This window comes from Lysinibacillus sp. GJ-1 (assembly GCF_021166035.1).
Taxonomy (GTDB): Bacteria; Bacillota; Bacilli; order Bacillales_A; family Planococcaceae; genus Lysinibacillus; species Lysinibacillus sphaericus.
In genome coordinates, this window is sequence record NZ_CP088912.1 from 2,561,973 (window position 1) to 2,579,208 (window position 17,236).

Sequence of the window (17,236 nt, forward strand, 5' to 3'; positions counted from 1 at the left end):
TTCTGCTTACTTCTAAAGCAGTTAATAAATCAACGCTACTCATATTTTTGTTTGGCTCATTTATGAGTACTTCTAAAATATCATTTTGAATCACATCATAATTTTTGTATAATTTAATAGGTAACGCCGAAATTTTATTGGCAAGTCTACTAATAACACTAAATAGGATTTCATTTGTTGCTAACTGGTTGGTATTGATACCTCACAAACCAATTGGAGAAATCCCATGGAACCCTTTCAACCTGTAGTAACGAATATGATATATATGCCGAAGTTTTGATTCGTTATCATAGTTTCAATTTCTCACCTCCCTCTATAAATCGTTAATAGAAATCATAATAAAAGCATCCTAATTAAAATAATAGGATGCTTAATAAAAATGATTTATTCAGCTTTGATGATTGCTCCTATGCCTTCATCAAATTGAATCGGTATTGGAATAATACCACCACTGTCACTAAATAATTTACTTGTGTTATCTCCCCATGCATATACATTGCCACTTTTACATAATGCGATTACAAAACGTTCGCCAATAATTAAATCCGAAACTGGTTCAAAAATTGCAACCTTCCCTTTAGTTGAAAGCGATCTATTTTCTGTATCACCTAAGCCCAATTGGCCATAACTGTTATTTCCCCAAGCAAATACATTTCCATTTTCATCCAATTTATATAGTGCATTATTACCTGAGAATAACTTTACCTTATTTGTACTACCGCCTTCGGAGTCGCCATTTCCTGGTTCTCCACCCCCTGCTTCTCCACCTCCAGTGTTATTGTCATTTTCTGATAATGGTGAATATCCTTCAGGAAGGTAATTTAACTCTTCTCTATCAACATAAGCTGTTACTCTACTAGTGTTAGAAGAACTAGATCCTCCTCCGGCATAAATATATATTTGCTTAGTAAAAAGACTCTTTAATTCTGTCGTAACTACTCCTTGACTTACACCATTGATTGAAAATTCTACTTTTCCTTCATCTAAATCTAACAGCATGCCCACTATATCAGTGTCTTTTATTGGATCACTATATTTGCGACCAGGAAGAGCTCCCCCTCCTATAGTCCCGTTTTTATAAAACCAAAAATTATCTTTATTTGTACTATGACCTACACCAAAAGTTATCCCTTCTTGAGCAAGACCAATTCTTGAATGCGACAATTCCATCTTAAATTCAACATACCACTTCCCAGTCTGTTTAAACGAATTTAGAATACGAATACCATTACCACCACTTACAGTCATATTCTCATTAGTTAAAGACAGGTTGCCTTGGGTTGGATCAAATGTTATCTTTTGTTGTTCAACTGTTTCTGCTTTTGCTTCAATATTATTAAAAATATTGATATTAAAACTCAGTAAAACAATTGTAAGTACTAAAAATGCTTTAATTATGTTTTTCATGTTTTTCCTCCTATTCCATATAGTTCAATTATAACAACTCATTTATAACTTTCATACTATTTTTTATTACAAAAATTACATTAATATATTTAATTGTATAATAAAAAGCCACGCTCAAATGAACGTGACTTCTCATTTATTATCTTGAAAGTTTATACACCACATACTGATTTAACGATACGCCCTCGGCTTCCGCATCCAATGCTAATTGTTTGTGCAATGATTTAGGAACACGCACATTGAACTTTCCGCTGTAATCTTGGTCAACTGGCTCAGGTATCGGATCGCCGAATTCTAGTTTGGTTTCAATAGTCATTTGTAAAACTTTCTCTAAATCTCGATAGGCTTCTTCGATACTGTCCGCTGGCGTGTGACATCCATCTATTTCTTTGATGTTAGCCCAATAACCTGACTCTATTTTACGCACTTGAAATGTATAAGGCAACGACAAATAATAATCTAAGTCTTTTTGATTTTTCATGTGATATGGCTTAAGATAGAAAGGGAAAACAGAAGGAGAATTTACTCCCCTATTCTGTTGAGTGCATCCTTCACAGCTTGAATGTCTACTGGATTTTCACGCTTGATGGTTGTTAGAAGTCCTTGTCCATTTCGGAACTGGTGATGTGAGCCCGCAACTCTTACTACCTTGTATCCGTTATGTTCTAGGACTTTTTTTATTTCTGCGAAGGTTATGCCCAGGTTGGACTTTCATCTTATCGATGATTTTCTCTATCTTTGCCATGTTTCACCTCCCACTATTATAGTACCGTTTTACAAGTGTTTAGTGGAAATATTTATAATAAAAAAGAGCCTATTTAGGCATGACCTTCATTTCTCTTAATGAACTGTTTAGTTTTCCAATGTACTACAAAACTTATAATTGATACTACAATAGCTACTGCATATAATGTTGTTGTTAAAAACCCAACTTGTTCAAACCCATCTCTTAGAACAGCCTTTATATAAAAGAATGTTGATAATAACATACCAATTACTGTAACTATATTAAGATATTTTACTTTGTTTTTTACACTCATATATTTCACCGCCTTTTACACTAATCATAAACTGGAAAGGATTAATTGTGTGATAGGATTTTGATAAGAAGTCACACATCGAGAGTGACTTTTACATTTATCTTAAACTTTCGACATGTTGTTCTACAATATCCACATATGTTTCATTATCAATTGTATTGCGTCTGACTCAGCCAATGTATCTATTAGATTTTTATCTATCTTATCATCTAGTGTAATGCTAAGATACGCAAAAGAATATAAAGGTGATGATTATGTATTTCACTCTTTGGAAAGTATGATACCAATGCCAATACCAACGTTACACAAAGGATTTAAAAGGATTATTCAACGCGCCGGATTAAAAGAGTGTACACTCCATTCTCTTAGACACTCTCATGCAACTATATTAATGAACGATGGTGTACCGGTAAAGGCGATTGCTGAACGTTTGGGGAACACGCCTGAAATGATTTATACAACATATGGGCATGTATTGAGGGAAATGGAAGATAAAATTATCGACACTTTTGACCGCGCTATCGAAATTGGGGCTAAAAGTGGGGCTAATCTCTAAGAGACAGCCCCTAAACCCTTATATATCATGACAACCACTTCGGTGGTGTGTTTTTTTCCCAGTAAATATCTCCGAGATTGTTGTGAGCCATAAAATCATCCTCGGCACTGTGATAGTGGAAATTGTAGTAGTAGCCTTCTTGTGGGCGCTTTTCTGTACGCACATGGAAGCGAATTAAATCATTGCCTGTTTCGTTATTAACAATATTGAAAATTTTTTCACCATAGTTGCCACTTGGTTTTTCAGTAATTGTGAGATTTGCCATTGATCCCTCTTCAACGTTAGCCACTGTCATCGCTATTGCCTCTTCTATTTTAGGGAAGATAATAGAATCAAATTCATTGCTAATTTTAGAGCCGATTTTTGTTCCAAACTTCATATACGATTGCTCTTTTGCTGCGTCAACTAGAAGTGCTTCGTAGTCAATCGCATTTTGCTGTATTTCAGTTGCTTCATCCGCTTTTGCTTCGGGTTCAGCGGCTAGCGCAGTGCTTGTCCCAGAAGAAGGACCGATAGAGGCGCGATTCGAAGGGTTTTGATCGAATGCATCCCAAATTTCATGTGTTGGCGTAATTAATCCAAATGTTAAAAACGCAACCATAATTACGATACTTTTTTGAACCCACTTTTTCATTAATTAACACCTTCTCTTTTATGTACAAATTGGTAATTCTACTTATAATATAATACGTTCCAACCAATAAAAGGTTTCATATTTCTACATTTCATTGTACAATAATTTATGTATAAATGTGTCGTTTTTTAAAAGGAGGTACAAAGTATGTCAATCGCAATGGGTATTGGTCTTTTATTAATGTTAGGTTACTTAACTTCTTTATGCTTCACTGACTAATTTAGTTACTATGCATACCGAACACAGTTTGTATGTATAATGCCGTATTACTTAGGTTTTTGCTATTATTTTCAAATTTTTTTATTGCAACATGATGTAAATTAAGCTTCTATTAGGTGCTGTTAAGGGACTTGGTAGGGCTAATCAAATACGGCAAACGCATATACAGAAATGTATGAATAAGAAAGATTGAAGCTCTTTGGCTTCAATCTTTTTTGTTATTCCCTTAACATGTAAAGCTCCTATTGAGTGCACGATTGCTATAAGCAAATAATTTTGAATGGACTTATGAAATCCATCCTAACAAAAACAATCGATTATTAAATACAACCAGGTACTTATTTGGATTGTGTATGATTAAGGACTTTTACAATTGTAAATTCATACTTACGGTTCTGTAACTAAATCCCATTTTTTCATATAATTTTATCGCATGGTTCCCTACGTAAGCGCTAAGTCTGACTTCTGAATATCCTTCCTGTCTCAATTGCTCAATAGCAACATTCATTAATACTTTCGAAATACCCTTGCCTATATAGGCCTCTTTTACATATAGCTCATAAATAAAGCCATTTAATTGTTCCGTAAATTGGTCTTTATTTTCACCAATTAGAATCCATCCCATTAAGTTATGATTCTCTGTTGCGATTAAATAATAGCATCCTTTATTTAGAAGTGGTTCAATAAGGTTCATTACTTTTTCATTGGTTGCCCTTACTCCGCCCAATGTACCATCAAATAAAGCTTGTGGCGAAAGCGCAATGATTTCATCTAGTTCAAAGTTGTTCGGCTTTCTAACTTCCATTCACACTACCTCCCTTCTTATTTTTTATATCCGATTTACCAATCTATTCCTATCATACCATCATTTAACCTGCTATTATCTAAACAAGCCTTTGCAAAACGGTTGTTAGTAGAGCTATAGTGCTTCCAACAGTTTATAATAAAAAAACACCTACCGAAGTAAGTGTCAATATTTTATTTAATTGTTTTAGCTATTCGTTAGTGATTATCTTTTCAGACACTCATTAAGGTTTTATTTCGTAGCTACCGCGTTTAATAATAATTGTTTGTTATGATCGGACATTACACGCCATTCTTTAACCTTCACTTTCATCGTGTCTTCACATCCTTTCAATGATTGCTTTCACCCCACTGTATGCAAATGAATGGCGCATTAAAACCATTTCTAGATTGGTCTAACATTTATATTTTACATCTCTCACACCTTACCTCGTTGTTTCTGTTTAGCGATTTTACTCAATAAAATAGACCACCCTTCGTAGAGTGGCCTTCTTCAACTTACATCTATATGCACAGTAAATTTGTTTTAAAAATTATTTTTGTAGGACAGGAACCCAAAGCTCATTACTAGGAATGCGATCAGGTGCTAAATAATTTTCAATGCAAGGCAGGTCTGCTAATTCGTATCCGGACGATGGCAGCCATTCAGTATATAAACGGTTCCAGGCATCCGTGATATTTGGGAAAACAGCCCATGTTGTATTTTTAGGGATGACGATTTTCTCCATATCATTGGGGAATTTTTGCGAATAGCGGCATCCCATAAAATAATCAAATTCTTCATCTGTAATTGCCGCTTGTTTGCCGCAAACACCTAAAATCCCTTCCATTTTGCATTGTGGGCTTTCCCATGACATATTTATTAATCTTTGTAACAATCCATTTTTATTCGCAGCTTCCCACAATTTAGGAATATCAATAAAAACATCAGCTGTCCTAACTTCTTGTTTCACACCTACAATTTCAACTTCAACTTCTAATACTTCGATTCGATAATCCATCTCTACATCTCCTTTGATTGAAATATGAAAGGAGAGTCTTGGGATGGCTTTTAATTCAATCCCTTTCTTGCGAGCTAATGTTGGAGTAACCCCATGGAGGTTCTTAAAAGCACGGCTGAAGGCATCAGGTGAATCATATCCATACTTAATCGAAAGGTCAATAATTCGAATAGAGCTGTTGTTTTGAAGTTCAAATGCAGCTTGCGATAAACGCCTTCGCCTAATATACTCCGCCAATGTAAATCCTGTTATAGCTGAAAACATTCTAGGAAAATGGTACTCAGAACAACATGCTAATTTTGCTACCTCTTTGGCGTCTATTTTACCGGATAGATTTTGTTCAATGTAATCCATTACTCTATTTATTCTTACAATCCAATCCATTAATATCACTCCTTTCGCTATCTATCATAATTAAAAACAACCTACTATATCCGATATTTTAAGTCCAGAAAATGTCGGATAAATTAAAGATACAGATAAAAAATCCGCGAACGCTATTTGAGCTCGCGGATTTTTCAATGTTTTATCGCCAATTACCACATGTATAATCCCAATTTTCAAAGAATTCATTTTCTACTTCAATTTGATTATAAATTGGTATAAAAATTGGTGAACAAGTTTTTGAACTTTAGCAAAGGATACTTGTTGCGTTAATAATTGTTGCCATGCTTTGTTCTTGCTTTCATCCAAATCAAAACGATTCGAGAACACTGGCGGATTTTTTTCAATTATCGTTTTATTTCGTTCGAATGTATCGAGTATAGCCTCTTGTAATACACGACCTTCAAAATTTTGGGTACTTGCTAGTAAATAAATTGCATAATAATCTTTCAACGTTTCTTCTAATGTTGGATATTGATATATGGTATTAAATTTATGTGCAATGATGAGCTCTGTCGGATACGCTAATAGTACAGTTGACGAACTATTTAGCAATGATGCGGTTGCAATTTTTCGAGGAGCCATGGAAGCACTATTAAATAAAGTTATTGCTATTTCTATGTATGTTGTTATGTGCCCTATTTGCGCAGGAATCCTAATTTGAACTTCTTCTTCACCGCTAGAGGATACTTCTATTTCATCGCTGACAAACGCAACCCCATCTTCGGCTACTTTCACTGTAGAAATTTCTTTGAAAGCATGTTTGATGATACTTTCTTTATTGGCCAATTTTTTGGCGCATAATGTAATTCCAGAAGAAGACTTTACAATATCATTGGTCAATGTCCCTAATAAAAATTCGCCATATAGCCAATATTGATCTTCATAGGAAGAAGCTGCCAGTCGAACTAACAACCTTTCTTGGGAATAGAATGCTACAAGTGCCTCCAAACTTTCTTGTTGTTGCTGAGCTACTTCTGCTAGTTGGTTCAATACACTTTTTGGTACTTCGTTTACTTGTTTCATATGCCACACCCTCGTTTCAATCTTTTTTCAGAATTTTTCAGTCAAATAGTATATATTTGATTTTTTAAAAAACTCCGCACTTTATTATTACTTATTTTCCCACAATAGTAAACGGTAATATAACCCATGATAATTTGTCGATATATGTCGTAATTTAGGAGAAAAAACTAAAAAAACACCTAACTTTTTATAAAAAAGCAGGTGCTAAATCACATATACTTATTATTTTTATTCCTATCCGAAATTGGACAAGGGGTAGCCTCGCCTTAGCGAAACTACCCCTTTAGTATTTAATAGGTAACATTTCTGTAAATTGTAAAGTCTCAACCCAATCATCTGGGGAATATTATTTCGAAACGTTTCGTTTCTTCACCGCGGTAAAATTCCACTGTGTGCTCTCTAACTTAAGCAACGCAAACCCAACCTTCTTTTGCGTCCTTGCAGCCCCAAAGCATGCGCCAGTGTGAATAAGTATCCTAAAAAACAAAAAGCAGAATGCCAGATTACTGAAAGATGCTACCTAAAATAGCACGTTTTTAATTATAGCACAAAAAATTTATAAAGTAAAATCACATTTTTCACTATAAACTATGGCTTGGTAAAATAAATAGGATAATGAGCTGCACATCTTTCATTAAAAGACGCAGGACGATGACTCCATATAGTCTTTAATCGTTAATTCTTAGCATATTGTGCGTGCGCTTCATGGCATTTATAACAAGGATAATAACGCTCACAACAGGTAAATTTAAGTGCGATAATATCGGTAATGTACCTTGTTTCATAATCAATGACGACTCCAAAATATCCATCTAAACACCACCCCATTTAATAGTAATAAAAACTAGTACAATCAAATCTTCTTTCCCATAGCGTAGTTCAATATAGCTTGTACGCTCTTAGCCATCACTATAGCTTCTTGCATCGATGGAATCGCGAAGGCGATCTGCCCTTTGAACAGTTGTAAACAATAATGGGAATAAAGAAAAAAACACGCTTTATAAAAGCCATTAATTGAATGGCAAGCCTATAGATGTTTGAGCTAGGACAATCCGTTGTAACTCAATATATTTGTTTAAAACAAATGGCAATAACAATCATTAAAGAAAATTGTTCAATTGGTACACATAACTTCGTAATAGTTTTAATAATTTTTTAAGCCCTTTTGCTAAAGCAAGTGGTTTTGTAGTTAGCGTTAAGAGTGAAGCTACACCATTAATAAATAGAATACTTCCAGACAAATCATATGCCTGCCGTAATGCTTTCAATGGATATTGACATAATGCCAAATGACCAGATCACATGCCCTTTCGTAAAGAACAGATGACAAACGTAAATGTTAGGATGAAGAGTAAAGGCTTTACATCTTTAGTATGACTACAAGCGGAACTTGAGAAACACGGGTGGCAACGAAAAAAGTAAGACAATATAGATAATTGAATAAAAGTTAACACAATTACAGGAAAAATTTTGCTAAGCCCTTTTTTGTAGAAACCTCTTTTATAACGTTCATTTACGCTAAAATTTTTTTCACAAGAAAAAAAGAACAGACATGATATGATGTCTGTTCCCGTCGTCTATTGTCTCTCAATAACGCCATAATGAAATTTTGAAGTCAAACGCGTTAATCTGGAGAAATGATGTTTTTCAAACCAATCTGATTTATAATGAGCTTTTAAAACAACACGCTTTTTAGCCACTCGTTTCGCTTCTTCGACCCATGCATCAGTTAAAGTTACATGTGCTCCCGCTGCCCTAAGTGCCTGAAAATTATTCGATTCCTCAATAATTTCTTCAAACATTGGGTCCATATAGACAACATCAAATGCACTGTCTGGCTGTGATTTTAAATAAGCAACTGCTTCTGCTTGTACCACTTCTATGTGCCGCATACAAGCCGTTAACGGAAGCTCCGAGGTATCATATGTATTCATACCATGCGCTACAATAAACGCCACATTTGGATTCGCTTCCAGTCCCACCACTCTTCCATATTGACCAACAGTAAATGCGGCTAACATCGCATCAGCACCTAAACCGAGCGTACAATCTAAGACCGAATCGCCCTTTTCGAGCTGTGCCGCCTCTAAAAACGGCTCCATTTCTCCCCTCGCTACTCGCTTTAAGCGAAATGCTGCGGAATTCGGATGAAAGAAAAAGGGCTCTTCTGCGCCAAATGCATAATATTCATAGCGATTTTTCCCTGCTACAATGATATTCGCCTGAAAGTCCTCTGCAAGTTTACGGATTGAGCGTTTATGACGAGGGATAAAGGGAACATCTAACTTGCTACACACAAAATCAGCGAGCACCATCGACAAGTCGTCTGGTCTGCCCGCTGTAGTGACAATTGTTTTTACTTCTCGCATGTCTGCTCTAAAACGCCTGTTAAATGTGCAGTAATTTGCTCCACTGGGAAGCCTTCAATTTGTTCACGCGGAATAAAGTAAGCCAATTCACCATCTTTTAAAATGGTAGTTGATGGTGAACTTGGTGGTACATCCTCAAAAAAACCACGCATTGCAGCAGTTGCTTCTGGATCTTGCCCTGCAAATACAGTTACAAGATTATCCGGTTTAACCGCAGCTACCGCTTCCCGAGCCGCTGGACGAGCCAACCCTGCCGCACATCCACATACCGAATTGATAACAACCAAAGAAGTCCCCTTCGCATCCGCCATAAATTCATTAACAGCATCCGCCGTTGTCAGCTCTTTAAATCCAGCATCCACCAACTCTTCACGCATCGGCTTCACTACCTGTTTCATATATTCGTCGTAAGCATTCATGCTTTTACCCTCTTTCATATGTAATCACAAAGCCCATTATAGCAAGGTTTCTTACGAATGTACAAAAACTTGTTTTCGCCCAAATTCACATGTTTTCGGGAGAAATGTGACTTTTTCGTGACTTTCGTGACTTTTTTTGTGTAACGAAGTGGCATTAGTTGTGGGTTGTTACACACCTAAAATTATATTAAATTCTATATACAATAAGCGATTGATTACCTAAAATGGTAAATAGTTGTTTCTGAAAAAGGAGGTAAAATATTGTTTAATTGTACTAACTGCTTGGCAAAAAATTCTTTTAAGAAGAGTGTAAAAGATGGTTTAACAATATATATATGTGAATATTGCAATATTGTTAAAGAGGACTTTAAAGAGGATACTGATACTATAGCTCTTGCTTCAGCTAAAGATTTAGTAGCTCAAGTAGAAGAAGCTCCAGAATATAATAAAAAAAATGTTACTACATTTAATGTATTAATAGTGATTTCAATTATTATTAGTTTATTAATATTTATAGTAGTAGCTACAGACACAAGTCTTATTATGGAAGATATACTTGAAATTTTCGGACTTAATAGCAGTGAGTAAAACTGAATGAATTACAAAAAAATAATAAATTACATTTTCTATACAATAAGACCAAGACTGCATTTTATGCTATCTTGGTCTTCATAGTAATTTTAGAATTAAATTGCACTATACAACTATTTATTATTTCTACGTTGTTGAATCGTAATATACAGTCCAATCAAACATCCATCGTCATGACTGGACTGGTACCCATAGAGGCAATCCGTATTAAAAAGGAGTAAATTACATGACAGAAAAAGAGTACTTAGAGTTTAAAAGCCTCCTCGAAATGAATGATGAACTGAATTTTTATTATAAAGGTGAGGAATATTGGATAAGTCATAATCGTGGTAAATCCTATCTATCAAGAGTTAAAGATCAGTATTCTCAAGAATTTAATGGTTATGAAGAACTACTTGAAAAAGGAACAATTGAAGGTATGAAAATCTCAGAAATATATCCAGAAATAAAATGGTAAAATAGGTTTTTTGAATACTCAAAACAGCAAGGCTACCAAATGAATTTCATTTGGTAGCCTTTTACATTGAGGCTTTGCTATTTCTATGATTAAAGTCAAAAAGACAAGTACTTTTACTGTGTCTAACTATTATTTATTATTTCTGCGTTGCTCGATTGTGATATATAATCCAATCAAGCGATCCGTTGTCATCACACCACTTTGTAAATCCTTCAAATGTGAAGCATTAATAATACCATCCTTCACAGCCTGAGCAATAAAGTTCTCTGTCTCTGTTCTTATAGCTGGTGAACCAGGATTCCAAATTGTATTTGCCACTTTGATTTCCTCCTTCTTGTCTTTCACAATTAATTGCACTTTCAATTTGCTGTTACTTGGTACAATTACTTGTCCATCTAATTTGTACCCTCTAGGCATCTTCCAATTGCGGTTTACTTCGAAATGTGGTCTATCAATTCTGCGTGCCCAATCACCACCCCACGTAATGCCTAACTTACGAGCTATAGCCCCGACTTTTGTTAATATATCTACATCATATAAGGGTTTCGGGGGAGCTACGGCAATGTCCCACGCTAATCTTGAAGTATGATTACTCCTCAGCGTCCACGTCACAACTTTCCCTGGTCTTGTTCTGCCTTGTGCATATAGATAATTTTGCCGTGCTTGCGATCGGTAAGTTTCCGTAACAAAGATATTTTTGATTCCCGCTTTATAGCACTCTTGAAAGAGCAATCTGCAGGCCGTTTGCGCCACTGCTAGTAATTCACCTAAATCTCGGCATGTTGTTGTAATACTCATTGTTTATCATCCTTTTTATCATCGTCGTCGATTTGTAGCTGTTTAAAAGCGTTCATTAAAAACTTTGGTACTTTCAAACCTAACTTTCCAAGATTCTCAATCATACTGATTCCTTCCATACCAATTAGAAAAAGAATCATGGCATTGCGCATAAAGTTTCCACTCTCTGTTGCTAAGTCCAGTTGTACCGCAGCAATCACCATCAAAATCATAGCTAGTTTTTTAAATAACCCTATTAAGGCTTTTCTACTATCAACATTTTTCACAACAAAAGCAACCATAACGCCTAAAATATAATCAATCGCCATAAAAATAACGAAGGCTTTGATTAAATGGTCAATGCCACCAACAAAATAAGCGACCCCTGCCACGGAGCCGCCTACAAGTGATGTATATAATGTGTCTGTTTTCATTGGATTCCTTCCTTATGCATAAAATAGCCCTCCACTAATGTTTGTGGAAGGCAGTAAAATTATTTTTAGTTAAAATTTATTTAGACAGAGCATGGAATTGTTCTTTCGCGAAAATCCCTTCTTCAATGGACATTTTCAACAATTCAAACAAACTTTCTTTTTCTAAATCTAATGCACTCTTAATAAATCTCAATACACCATTTTCATTTATTTTATACCAGGCGAAACGAACTTCAATTCTTTTAAGGGCTTTTACATAAATTTCTTCAATTGCATATACATTTTCTCCATCCTGAATTTTAACTTGTTTCAAGATATCGCAATACTCAGTTGATTTAACGATATTTACCACAAACTTCACTCCTTTCATTTTCAATGTAATCACAAAGTAGTAAAGTTTGCTCTAATAATTTTTTGACAATAAAAATAACGCTAAGCATCTGCTTGCGTTTGTTGTGCATCCATTATAGTTAATAACTCTGTGTATTCATGATCTTCCAATTGGTTATTAGCATAAAAGACATTTACCTTATTCAACATTGCCGCATGTCCATAACGTTTACGATCAATTAAAAACTTACATAATTCAAATACCTTCATCTTATTTTCCTCCTAATCCTAATTCAGATCTTGATACTAGGTACTCAACATTTAAGAGTATTTGTGCTTGCATTTCTTCTAATGTTGGTTGTGATTTCATTGGTATTGGATTGGGTATAACTGGGGCTGTAAATTCGCCTGTTTGTCTATTATAAGTACTTCCCATTTCAACTTTTAAATCATTAATTAATATCATGTTGTCATTATCTATTTCTCCACTCAATTGACTAATACCAATCACGACACTATTTTCATCTAATTGTATATAGTTAAACATTTTTTTCACTTCCTCTATCAATAGAATTCTATTACTTGCCATGCACAATCTATAAAAATAGATCTGATACTAGTAGAATTAAGTGATTGGAAGCTAATAGTACTGGAATTGAGATATGCATCATTTTCCAAATGAATAATACGAATATCAGCACCATGCGTTTCTATTCTAGCTGTACCATTAATTATTAATAATGATTTTGAAGTGTCCACACGTGATATCGGTATTGTGTAGCCACTATTACCATAAGCAGCAGTCTTTCCTCTTTGGACAGACTTTACGAAACGACTACTTCTTAATGTGGTTACAACTGTTGCTACATTATTATTTACTGTACTTAGATGATTTTGAACACTTGTTACATTTCTATTTATATTATCTACACTTGTTTTAGTGGAATCAGCAACCGTCTTAATACTATCTAAAGTTTCTTTCGTTGAATCTGTAACGGTTTTTATGTTATCTACAGTTGTTTTTGTTGAGGATACATTTGTATTAATTGTATTTACGTTACTGTTAATTCTATCAACGCTTGTATTTATCGTATTGACATTCGCATTCATTCTATTTACATTTGTACTTACTGTGTTTGTATTCGTGTTTATGGTGTTTACACCATTCAATAGCTGTTGCTGTTTTGTTGAGGTATCGGCGACATTTGAAGTCAACCAATTCAATTTCGCATGGACATTTGCGTTCGTAGCGCTATTGGCTGCTGTTGTCGGTGCTCCTACATTGGTACTTATCGTATTGACGTTCGTATTTATTGTATTTGCTCGCGTATCAATCGTATCAGTTTTTGTCTTTATCGCATCCGTTGTTGTTTTAATAGCATTGACAACCGTACGAATGTTATCTACAACAGCCTTTATAGTCGTTTGCACTGTTTTCGTTGCTAAGTCAATGATTTTCAAGTTGTCATCTCCTCATAAATGATTTGTGGTTCACCATTTACTGTACGAAAACCCCACCGATATTTCACACCGTTGTCCGTAAACACATGTGGCATACTTTCATCCAAATGTGCAGTAATATTGCTACTAACTTTATTGACTAGCTCTACAATATTCTTCCCTTCATTTTTGTTAAATTCGTCTATTTTGTCGAGAATTTGCGTAGTGTTTTGTGTTATAGAGGATACTTTTTCATCCACATATTTTTTACTAGCGAATATTATGGCAGGATCAACTTTTAAAGTTACTGCACTTGCGTTAGACACTTCTAAAATCATCCGCAAATATAAATCTTTTAAACTTCCTTGTTCCGCTGCGGGCTTATAGGTTTCCGGAACCTTTCCAATTGCTAAAAGAACGCCCGCTGGATTGAAAACACCGATTTCCCTTATACTAAATCCTCCTGCTGTTGCAGGAATCACAGCCTCTATAACTAACCAGTTTGGATTCTTTTCATCAATTGAAATCGAATTAATAGGTCCTCTCCAAACTTCATTAGCAAGCTTTGTAGCAGCAGCTACAGGATTATAATAAGCGCCATTACTGTCACCTACAGCTATAGTAGAAAAATCTACTTTACTTTGAGAAACCTGTGCATTTGCAAATGCTGCTATACCAGCGTTCGTTAAAACTGTATAAAAATTTTCAGCCATCTAATTACCCCCTTTTGGGAAAATCGTTGTTGTATCAAAGAACTGGTGTCCTGTTCCAAAACGATAAGTACCTTTTGTATCAATAATTGTGATTTGCCACGGAAACACCGATATTTCTTCACCAAAAATTGAACAAGCTCCTACTGACGTTTTACTATTTGTAGTAAAGAAAACATCTATTTTTTCTAAATGTGAACGGATATTTTTATATTCATTAATCATCGTAATTAGAGAATTAAGCGTTTCCTCACTAACACTTTTATCCTTAATGTTAACTTCAATCTTAAAGTAATAAGGTTCTCCTCCGTACTGGAACCATTCTTTTAATTTACTATCAAGAGCAAGCTTATTAAACACTTGTTGAATAGCTGCAGAGGTACCCTTTTTACGATGCAAGCTAATTGAAGATTTCACTAGATTTCTCTTCTGGTCAATCGGCAAATTAGCCTGATAGAAATCAACATGCTTTTCAAATGCTAATAAATCAAGTAACTCATCCGGCATCTCATCAATATTGACTAAATTGCTAACAACTCCAGCTTCCTGATAAGCTTGTTTTAATTGCATTTCTGTAGCTTCTGCAATGGCTTCAAGCACAGGGTCTTGTCGTAAACTATAGGGCAATAATTTCAAGATGTCACTAGTCATTTGTTAGCCCTTTAAACGTTATTTCTGTTGATAATTCATTTGCAACCTCAGTATCTGCAATTTCAATAAACATGGGTGAACTTACCGATACACGCGCTGCCCCTGCTTGTTTTAGACGTGCTATAAGCTCAGAAATATCAACGTCTCGACCCATTTTTGAACGTTGCCATTTAAGATAACCCTCAAAAGCTTGATTTACTTGCTTTTCGATGATAGGAGAAACTATACTGTTTTGATTTGCAATCCAATACTCTACTGATACAGTGTAATTAACAATCGATGGTGCTTTTACTAATACCTTGTCAGTTAATGGCCGTATTTGGTTATCTCTCATTTTCGTTTCAACTAAAGTCAACTCTTCTTCTACCGGAAGCTTTCCGTTTGCCATAAGAATATAGACATGCACTTCTCCGCTTACCGGTGATTCTACTTTTACATCACTTATATTTTGATTAACAGCCTTAGCCCAATAAATATAAGCACCTTTGGGACCAGCTACGGAGAAACTTTCCGGCGCTAATCGAATTCGTTCTGCATAGGCATCATCACTTTCCTCCTCTGCACCTCCACTAGTAACGGTCGTGTTTTGGACGGATTTCACATAAGGTAAAGGCTCGACTAACGTGGCGATTTCACCAACTAAAAAGCCATTGCCCATTTCGCCTGGCTCCGTACAAGTGGCTTCAACTGTATAAAGGTGGGTACCTGGCGCGATGATATGTGCCTCCTTTGTCTCAAAATAAACATCGCCAACCTGATACCTTGTTCCCGAAGGAATTGTCAGGGCATCCACACGATCTTCTTCCAAACTAAAAGCCATTGTTGTCCGTGCATATTTCGCTGGTAGACGTTCCGTAGACATTTCTGCCCCCATATGATTTAGCATGTCATCCTCGGCATATGACAAGCGATTCTGGCGCAAACCGTGTTCTAATTTGTTGCGCTCTATGGAAACAAATGCAGCCAATGCCTGAATAAATTTCAACCTTGGATCTGCACGTTGCAGAGTTAGCCCTGTTTTTTCTCTAACATGCAACAACATTTCACTTTCAATTTGCTCGGGTGCTTTTTCTAAAAAATATAAATCAGGTAAATTAAAACGACTCACGAATGCTCACCTGCACTTTTGGCGTTAAACGACCTTGAAGACCATCTCCTAACACATCTACAGCTACAACGATTGCTCGTGGTTCAAATTTGTGAATCGCTTCGGTTAAATTGGCCACTATTCTTGCTTTTGCAATCGGAATAGGCGTATCGATTACCGTCTTATCCCAACCAAACTCACGGTCCAGTGGGCAACTCATACTAGCTGTGTATAATAAAAGCGACATTCTGTAGAATCTCCTCTACACCTGTCGCTCCAAAATTGATTGTTTTCATTGGTTCTGTCGGCTCAACTTCGTACATAACATCACCCTTTCTTAAACGTTGAGTAAGCGTTATTCGCTGTAATATATTTGCCCCACCAAGGCTATACCAACCATTATTCACACCGTAAACAGTCAATTGCTGATTTTTCATGGCATACCCTAGCACCTTATGCTGGATACCTGGTACTTCGTATATGCACCGATTTCACCGTAATGGTCATCATTCCTAGTGCTTTTGTATTACTGGTAACTGCTTTTTGTTGCGTGTTTGCTGTTGTTTTTTTAACGACCGTTTTGCTTTGCACATACTCTTTTAAAGACACCGTTACTTCTGCAGATAAGACATTTCCTGTTGAATCTATATTTCGTAAGCCTGCCGATAACTCCGCTATTACAAATTTATTAGGTGCGATTGGTTTTTGTCCTAAGATAAAGTGATGTGCTTCCCCTTTATGTTGCATGTTCTCTAACTTTGCTAGTTCTTTCACAGGGTTAATGCCTTGTTCACCACGCAATAAAAGGTTGTACGTGATATCCGTTAGCCCCGGTCCATTAAACTCTAATTTAGTCTTGTTGCCTTGAATATCATGCTCTTCCCACTTGGCATTGCTTTT

At 35.6% G+C, this 17,236-nt stretch carries 25 protein-coding genes and 1 pseudogene; 3 read left to right on the forward strand and 23 right to left on the reverse strand.

Annotated elements, in window-relative coordinates:
• Positions 1–384: 384 nt before the first annotated feature.
• The 4 genes from LO754_RS23630 to LO754_RS12395 form a co-directional block, all read right to left on the reverse strand.
• On the reverse strand, positions 385–1,407 hold the full coding sequence (locus LO754_RS23630; protein ID WP_305068867.1) for an SPRY domain-containing protein: 1,023 nt from the start codon (positions 1,405–1,407) through the stop codon (positions 385–387).
• A gap of 139 nt (positions 1,408–1,546) precedes the next feature.
• Positions 1,547–1,888, reverse strand: coding sequence for a type II toxin-antitoxin system HicB family antitoxin (locus LO754_RS12385; protein ID WP_231784441.1), 342 nt, complete (start codon positions 1,886–1,888; stop codon positions 1,547–1,549).
• 41 nt (positions 1,889–1,929) lie between these two features.
• The gene (locus LO754_RS12390) at positions 1,930–2,109 is read right to left on the reverse strand and encodes a type II toxin-antitoxin system HicA family toxin (protein ID WP_305981550.1); all 180 of its coding nucleotides are present in this window, start codon (positions 2,107–2,109) and stop codon (positions 1,930–1,932) included.
• A 116-nt stretch (positions 2,110–2,225) separates the two neighbouring features.
• Positions 2,226–2,447, reverse strand: a complete 222-nt coding sequence (locus tag LO754_RS12395; protein WP_024364074.1) for a hypothetical protein — start codon at positions 2,445–2,447, stop codon at positions 2,226–2,228.
• A 217-nt stretch (positions 2,448–2,664) separates the two neighbouring features.
• Here LO754_RS12395 and LO754_RS12400 point away from each other — a divergent pair, with 217 nt between their 5' ends.
• On the forward strand, positions 2,665–3,003 hold the full coding sequence (locus LO754_RS12400) for a tyrosine-type recombinase/integrase (protein ID WP_255702566.1): 339 nt from the start codon (positions 2,665–2,667) through the stop codon (positions 3,001–3,003).
• Between the two features lie 25 nt (positions 3,004–3,028).
• Here the strand turns inward: LO754_RS12400 and LO754_RS12405 are convergent, their stop codons facing one another.
• The 7 genes from LO754_RS12405 to LO754_RS12435 form a co-directional block, all read right to left on the reverse strand.
• Positions 3,029–3,637 carry a YpjP family protein gene (locus LO754_RS12405; RefSeq protein ID WP_231784442.1) on the reverse strand — a complete coding sequence of 203 codons (609 nt, stop codon included), beginning with the start codon at positions 3,635–3,637 and terminating at the stop codon, positions 3,029–3,031.
• A 586-nt stretch (positions 3,638–4,223) separates the two neighbouring features.
• Positions 4,224–4,661: a GNAT family N-acetyltransferase gene (locus LO754_RS12410; RefSeq protein ID WP_231784443.1), complete on the reverse strand. Its 438-nt coding sequence runs from the start codon at positions 4,659–4,661 to the stop codon at positions 4,224–4,226.
• A 532-nt stretch (positions 4,662–5,193) separates the two neighbouring features.
• The gene (locus LO754_RS12415) at positions 5,194–6,045 is read right to left on the reverse strand and encodes an AraC family transcriptional regulator (protein WP_231784444.1); all 852 of its coding nucleotides are present in this window, start codon (positions 6,043–6,045) and stop codon (positions 5,194–5,196) included.
• Positions 6,046–6,237: 192 nt separating this feature from the next.
• Positions 6,238–7,071 (reverse strand): nucleotidyl transferase AbiEii/AbiGii toxin family protein, encoded by an 834-nt coding sequence (locus LO754_RS12420; RefSeq protein ID WP_231784445.1) that lies wholly within the window; start codon positions 7,069–7,071, stop codon positions 6,238–6,240.
• A gap of 668 nt (positions 7,072–7,739) precedes the next feature.
• Positions 7,740–7,883, reverse strand: a complete 144-nt coding sequence (locus tag LO754_RS12425) for a hypothetical protein (protein ID WP_231784446.1) — start codon at positions 7,881–7,883, stop codon at positions 7,740–7,742.
• A gap of 765 nt (positions 7,884–8,648) precedes the next feature.
• On the reverse strand, positions 8,649–9,440 hold the full coding sequence (locus tag LO754_RS12430; RefSeq protein ID WP_108030262.1) for a class I SAM-dependent methyltransferase: 792 nt from the start codon (positions 9,438–9,440) through the stop codon (positions 8,649–8,651).
• Entirely contained in the window at positions 9,428–9,859 is a 432-nt protein-coding gene (locus tag LO754_RS12435) for a BrxA/BrxB family bacilliredoxin (protein ID WP_231784447.1), read from the reverse strand. The genes LO754_RS12430 and LO754_RS12435 overlap by 13 nt, the downstream gene beginning before the upstream one ends.
• Positions 9,860–10,120: 261 nt before the next feature.
• Here LO754_RS12435 and LO754_RS12440 point away from each other — a divergent pair, with 261 nt between their 5' ends.
• Positions 10,121–10,447 (forward strand): hypothetical protein, encoded by a 327-nt coding sequence (locus LO754_RS12440; RefSeq protein ID WP_108030261.1) that lies wholly within the window; start codon positions 10,121–10,123, stop codon positions 10,445–10,447.
• A gap of 229 nt (positions 10,448–10,676) precedes the next feature.
• Positions 10,677–10,907, forward strand: coding sequence for a hypothetical protein (locus LO754_RS12445; RefSeq protein WP_231784448.1), 231 nt, complete (start codon positions 10,677–10,679; stop codon positions 10,905–10,907).
• Between the two features lie 129 nt (positions 10,908–11,036).
• On the opposite strand, the gene LO754_RS12450 is transcribed toward LO754_RS12445, so the two are convergent.
• From LO754_RS12450 to LO754_RS12505, 12 genes and pseudogenes are all read right to left on the reverse strand, one after another.
• Positions 11,037–11,705, reverse strand: a complete 669-nt coding sequence (locus LO754_RS12450) for a M15 family metallopeptidase (RefSeq protein WP_231784449.1) — start codon at positions 11,703–11,705, stop codon at positions 11,037–11,039.
• Positions 11,702–12,118, reverse strand: a complete 417-nt coding sequence (locus LO754_RS12455) for a phage holin family protein (RefSeq protein ID WP_231784450.1) — start codon at positions 12,116–12,118, stop codon at positions 11,702–11,704. Before LO754_RS12455 ends, LO754_RS12450 begins: the two co-directional genes overlap by 4 nt.
• Positions 12,119–12,194: 76 nt before the next feature.
• Positions 12,195–12,470 carry a hypothetical protein gene (locus tag LO754_RS12460; protein WP_081769896.1) on the reverse strand — a complete coding sequence of 92 codons (276 nt, stop codon included), beginning with the start codon at positions 12,468–12,470 and terminating at the stop codon, positions 12,195–12,197.
• 80 nt (positions 12,471–12,550) lie between these two features.
• Positions 12,551–12,718, reverse strand: a complete 168-nt coding sequence (locus tag LO754_RS12465; protein ID WP_231784451.1) for a hypothetical protein — start codon at positions 12,716–12,718, stop codon at positions 12,551–12,553.
• A 1-nt stretch (position 12,719) separates the two neighbouring features.
• The gene (locus tag LO754_RS12470) at positions 12,720–12,995 is read right to left on the reverse strand and encodes a hypothetical protein (protein WP_231784452.1); all 276 of its coding nucleotides are present in this window, start codon (positions 12,993–12,995) and stop codon (positions 12,720–12,722) included.
• 17 nt (positions 12,996–13,012) lie between these two features.
• On the reverse strand, positions 13,013–13,909 hold the full coding sequence (locus LO754_RS12475; protein ID WP_231784453.1) for a hypothetical protein: 897 nt from the start codon (positions 13,907–13,909) through the stop codon (positions 13,013–13,015).
• Entirely contained in the window at positions 13,906–14,601 is a 696-nt protein-coding gene (locus LO754_RS12480; protein ID WP_231784454.1) for a phage tail protein, read from the reverse strand. Before LO754_RS12480 ends, LO754_RS12475 begins: the two co-directional genes overlap by 4 nt.
• Entirely contained in the window at positions 14,602–15,249 is a 648-nt protein-coding gene (locus LO754_RS12485; RefSeq protein WP_231784455.1) for a phage tail protein I, read from the reverse strand.
• Complete coding sequence (locus LO754_RS12490) at positions 15,242–16,357, reverse strand: baseplate J/gp47 family protein (protein ID WP_231784456.1); 1,116 nt, start codon at positions 16,355–16,357, stop codon at positions 15,242–15,244. The genes LO754_RS12485 and LO754_RS12490 overlap by 8 nt, the downstream gene beginning before the upstream one ends.
• A complete protein-coding gene (locus tag LO754_RS12495; RefSeq protein WP_231784457.1) occupies positions 16,344–16,583 on the reverse strand; it encodes a GPW/gp25 family protein in 240 nt (79 codons plus the stop codon). The genes LO754_RS12490 and LO754_RS12495 overlap by 14 nt, the downstream gene beginning before the upstream one ends.
• Entirely contained in the window at positions 16,558–16,773 is a 216-nt protein-coding gene (locus tag LO754_RS12500; protein ID WP_231784458.1) for a hypothetical protein, read from the reverse strand. The genes LO754_RS12495 and LO754_RS12500 overlap by 26 nt, the downstream gene beginning before the upstream one ends.
• A gap of 16 nt (positions 16,774–16,789) precedes the next feature.
• Positions 16,790–17,230: pseudogene (locus tag LO754_RS12505) on the reverse strand (phage tail protein); the annotation flags it as partial.
• Between the last annotated feature and the right edge of the window lie 6 nt (positions 17,231–17,236).

What these genes read in the sequence shown, in the direction of transcription:
- LO754_RS23630 (WP_305068867.1), bottom strand. Translation starts at nt 1,407, where the DNA reads ATGAAAAACATAATTAAAGCATTTTTAGTACTTACAATTGTTTTACTG.
- LO754_RS12385 (WP_231784441.1), bottom strand. Translation starts at nt 1,888, where the DNA reads ATGAAAAATCAAAAAGACTTAGATTATTATTTGTCGTTGCCTTATACA.
- LO754_RS12395 (WP_024364074.1), bottom strand. Translation starts at nt 2,447, where the DNA reads ATGAGTGTAAAAAACAAAGTAAAATATCTTAATATAGTTACAGTAATT.
- LO754_RS12400 (WP_255702566.1), top strand. Translation starts at nt 2,665, where the DNA reads ATGCTAAGATACGCAAAAGAATATAAAGGTGATGATTATGTATTTCAC.
- LO754_RS12405 (WP_231784442.1), bottom strand. Translation starts at nt 3,637, where the DNA reads ATGAAAAAGTGGGTTCAAAAAAGTATCGTAATTATGGTTGCGTTTTTA.
- LO754_RS12410 (WP_231784443.1), bottom strand. Translation starts at nt 4,661, where the DNA reads ATGGAAGTTAGAAAGCCGAACAACTTTGAACTAGATGAAATCATTGCG.
- LO754_RS12415 (WP_231784444.1), bottom strand. Translation starts at nt 6,045, where the DNA reads ATGGATTGGATTGTAAGAATAAATAGAGTAATGGATTACATTGAACAA.
- LO754_RS12420 (WP_231784445.1), bottom strand. Translation starts at nt 7,071, where the DNA reads ATGAAACAAGTAAACGAAGTACCAAAAAGTGTATTGAACCAACTAGCA.
- LO754_RS12425 (WP_231784446.1), bottom strand. Translation starts at nt 7,883, where the DNA reads ATGGATATTTTGGAGTCGTCATTGATTATGAAACAAGGTACATTACCG.
- LO754_RS12430 (WP_108030262.1), bottom strand. Translation starts at nt 9,440, where the DNA reads ATGCGAGAAGTAAAAACAATTGTCACTACAGCGGGCAGACCAGACGAC.
- LO754_RS12435 (WP_231784447.1), bottom strand. Translation starts at nt 9,859, where the DNA reads ATGAATGCTTACGACGAATATATGAAACAGGTAGTGAAGCCGATGCGT.
- LO754_RS12445 (WP_231784448.1), top strand. Translation starts at nt 10,677, where the DNA reads ATGACAGAAAAAGAGTACTTAGAGTTTAAAAGCCTCCTCGAAATGAAT.
- LO754_RS12450 (WP_231784449.1), bottom strand. Translation starts at nt 11,705, where the DNA reads ATGAGTATTACAACAACATGCCGAGATTTAGGTGAATTACTAGCAGTG.
- LO754_RS12455 (WP_231784450.1), bottom strand. Translation starts at nt 12,118, where the DNA reads ATGAAAACAGACACATTATATACATCACTTGTAGGCGGCTCCGTGGCA.
- LO754_RS12465 (WP_231784451.1), bottom strand. Translation starts at nt 12,718, where the DNA reads ATGAAGGTATTTGAATTATGTAAGTTTTTAATTGATCGTAAACGTTAT.
- LO754_RS12470 (WP_231784452.1), bottom strand. Translation starts at nt 12,995, where the DNA reads ATGTTTAACTATATACAATTAGATGAAAATAGTGTCGTGATTGGTATT.
- LO754_RS12480 (WP_231784454.1), bottom strand. Translation starts at nt 14,601, where the DNA reads ATGGCTGAAAATTTTTATACAGTTTTAACGAACGCTGGTATAGCAGCA.
- LO754_RS12485 (WP_231784455.1), bottom strand. Translation starts at nt 15,249, where the DNA reads ATGACTAGTGACATCTTGAAATTATTGCCCTATAGTTTACGACAAGAC.
- LO754_RS12495 (WP_231784457.1), bottom strand. Translation starts at nt 16,583, where the DNA reads ATGTCGCTTTTATTATACACAGCTAGTATGAGTTGCCCACTGGACCGT.
- LO754_RS12500 (WP_231784458.1), bottom strand. Translation starts at nt 16,773, where the DNA reads ATGAAAAATCAGCAATTGACTGTTTACGGTGTGAATAATGGTTGGTAT.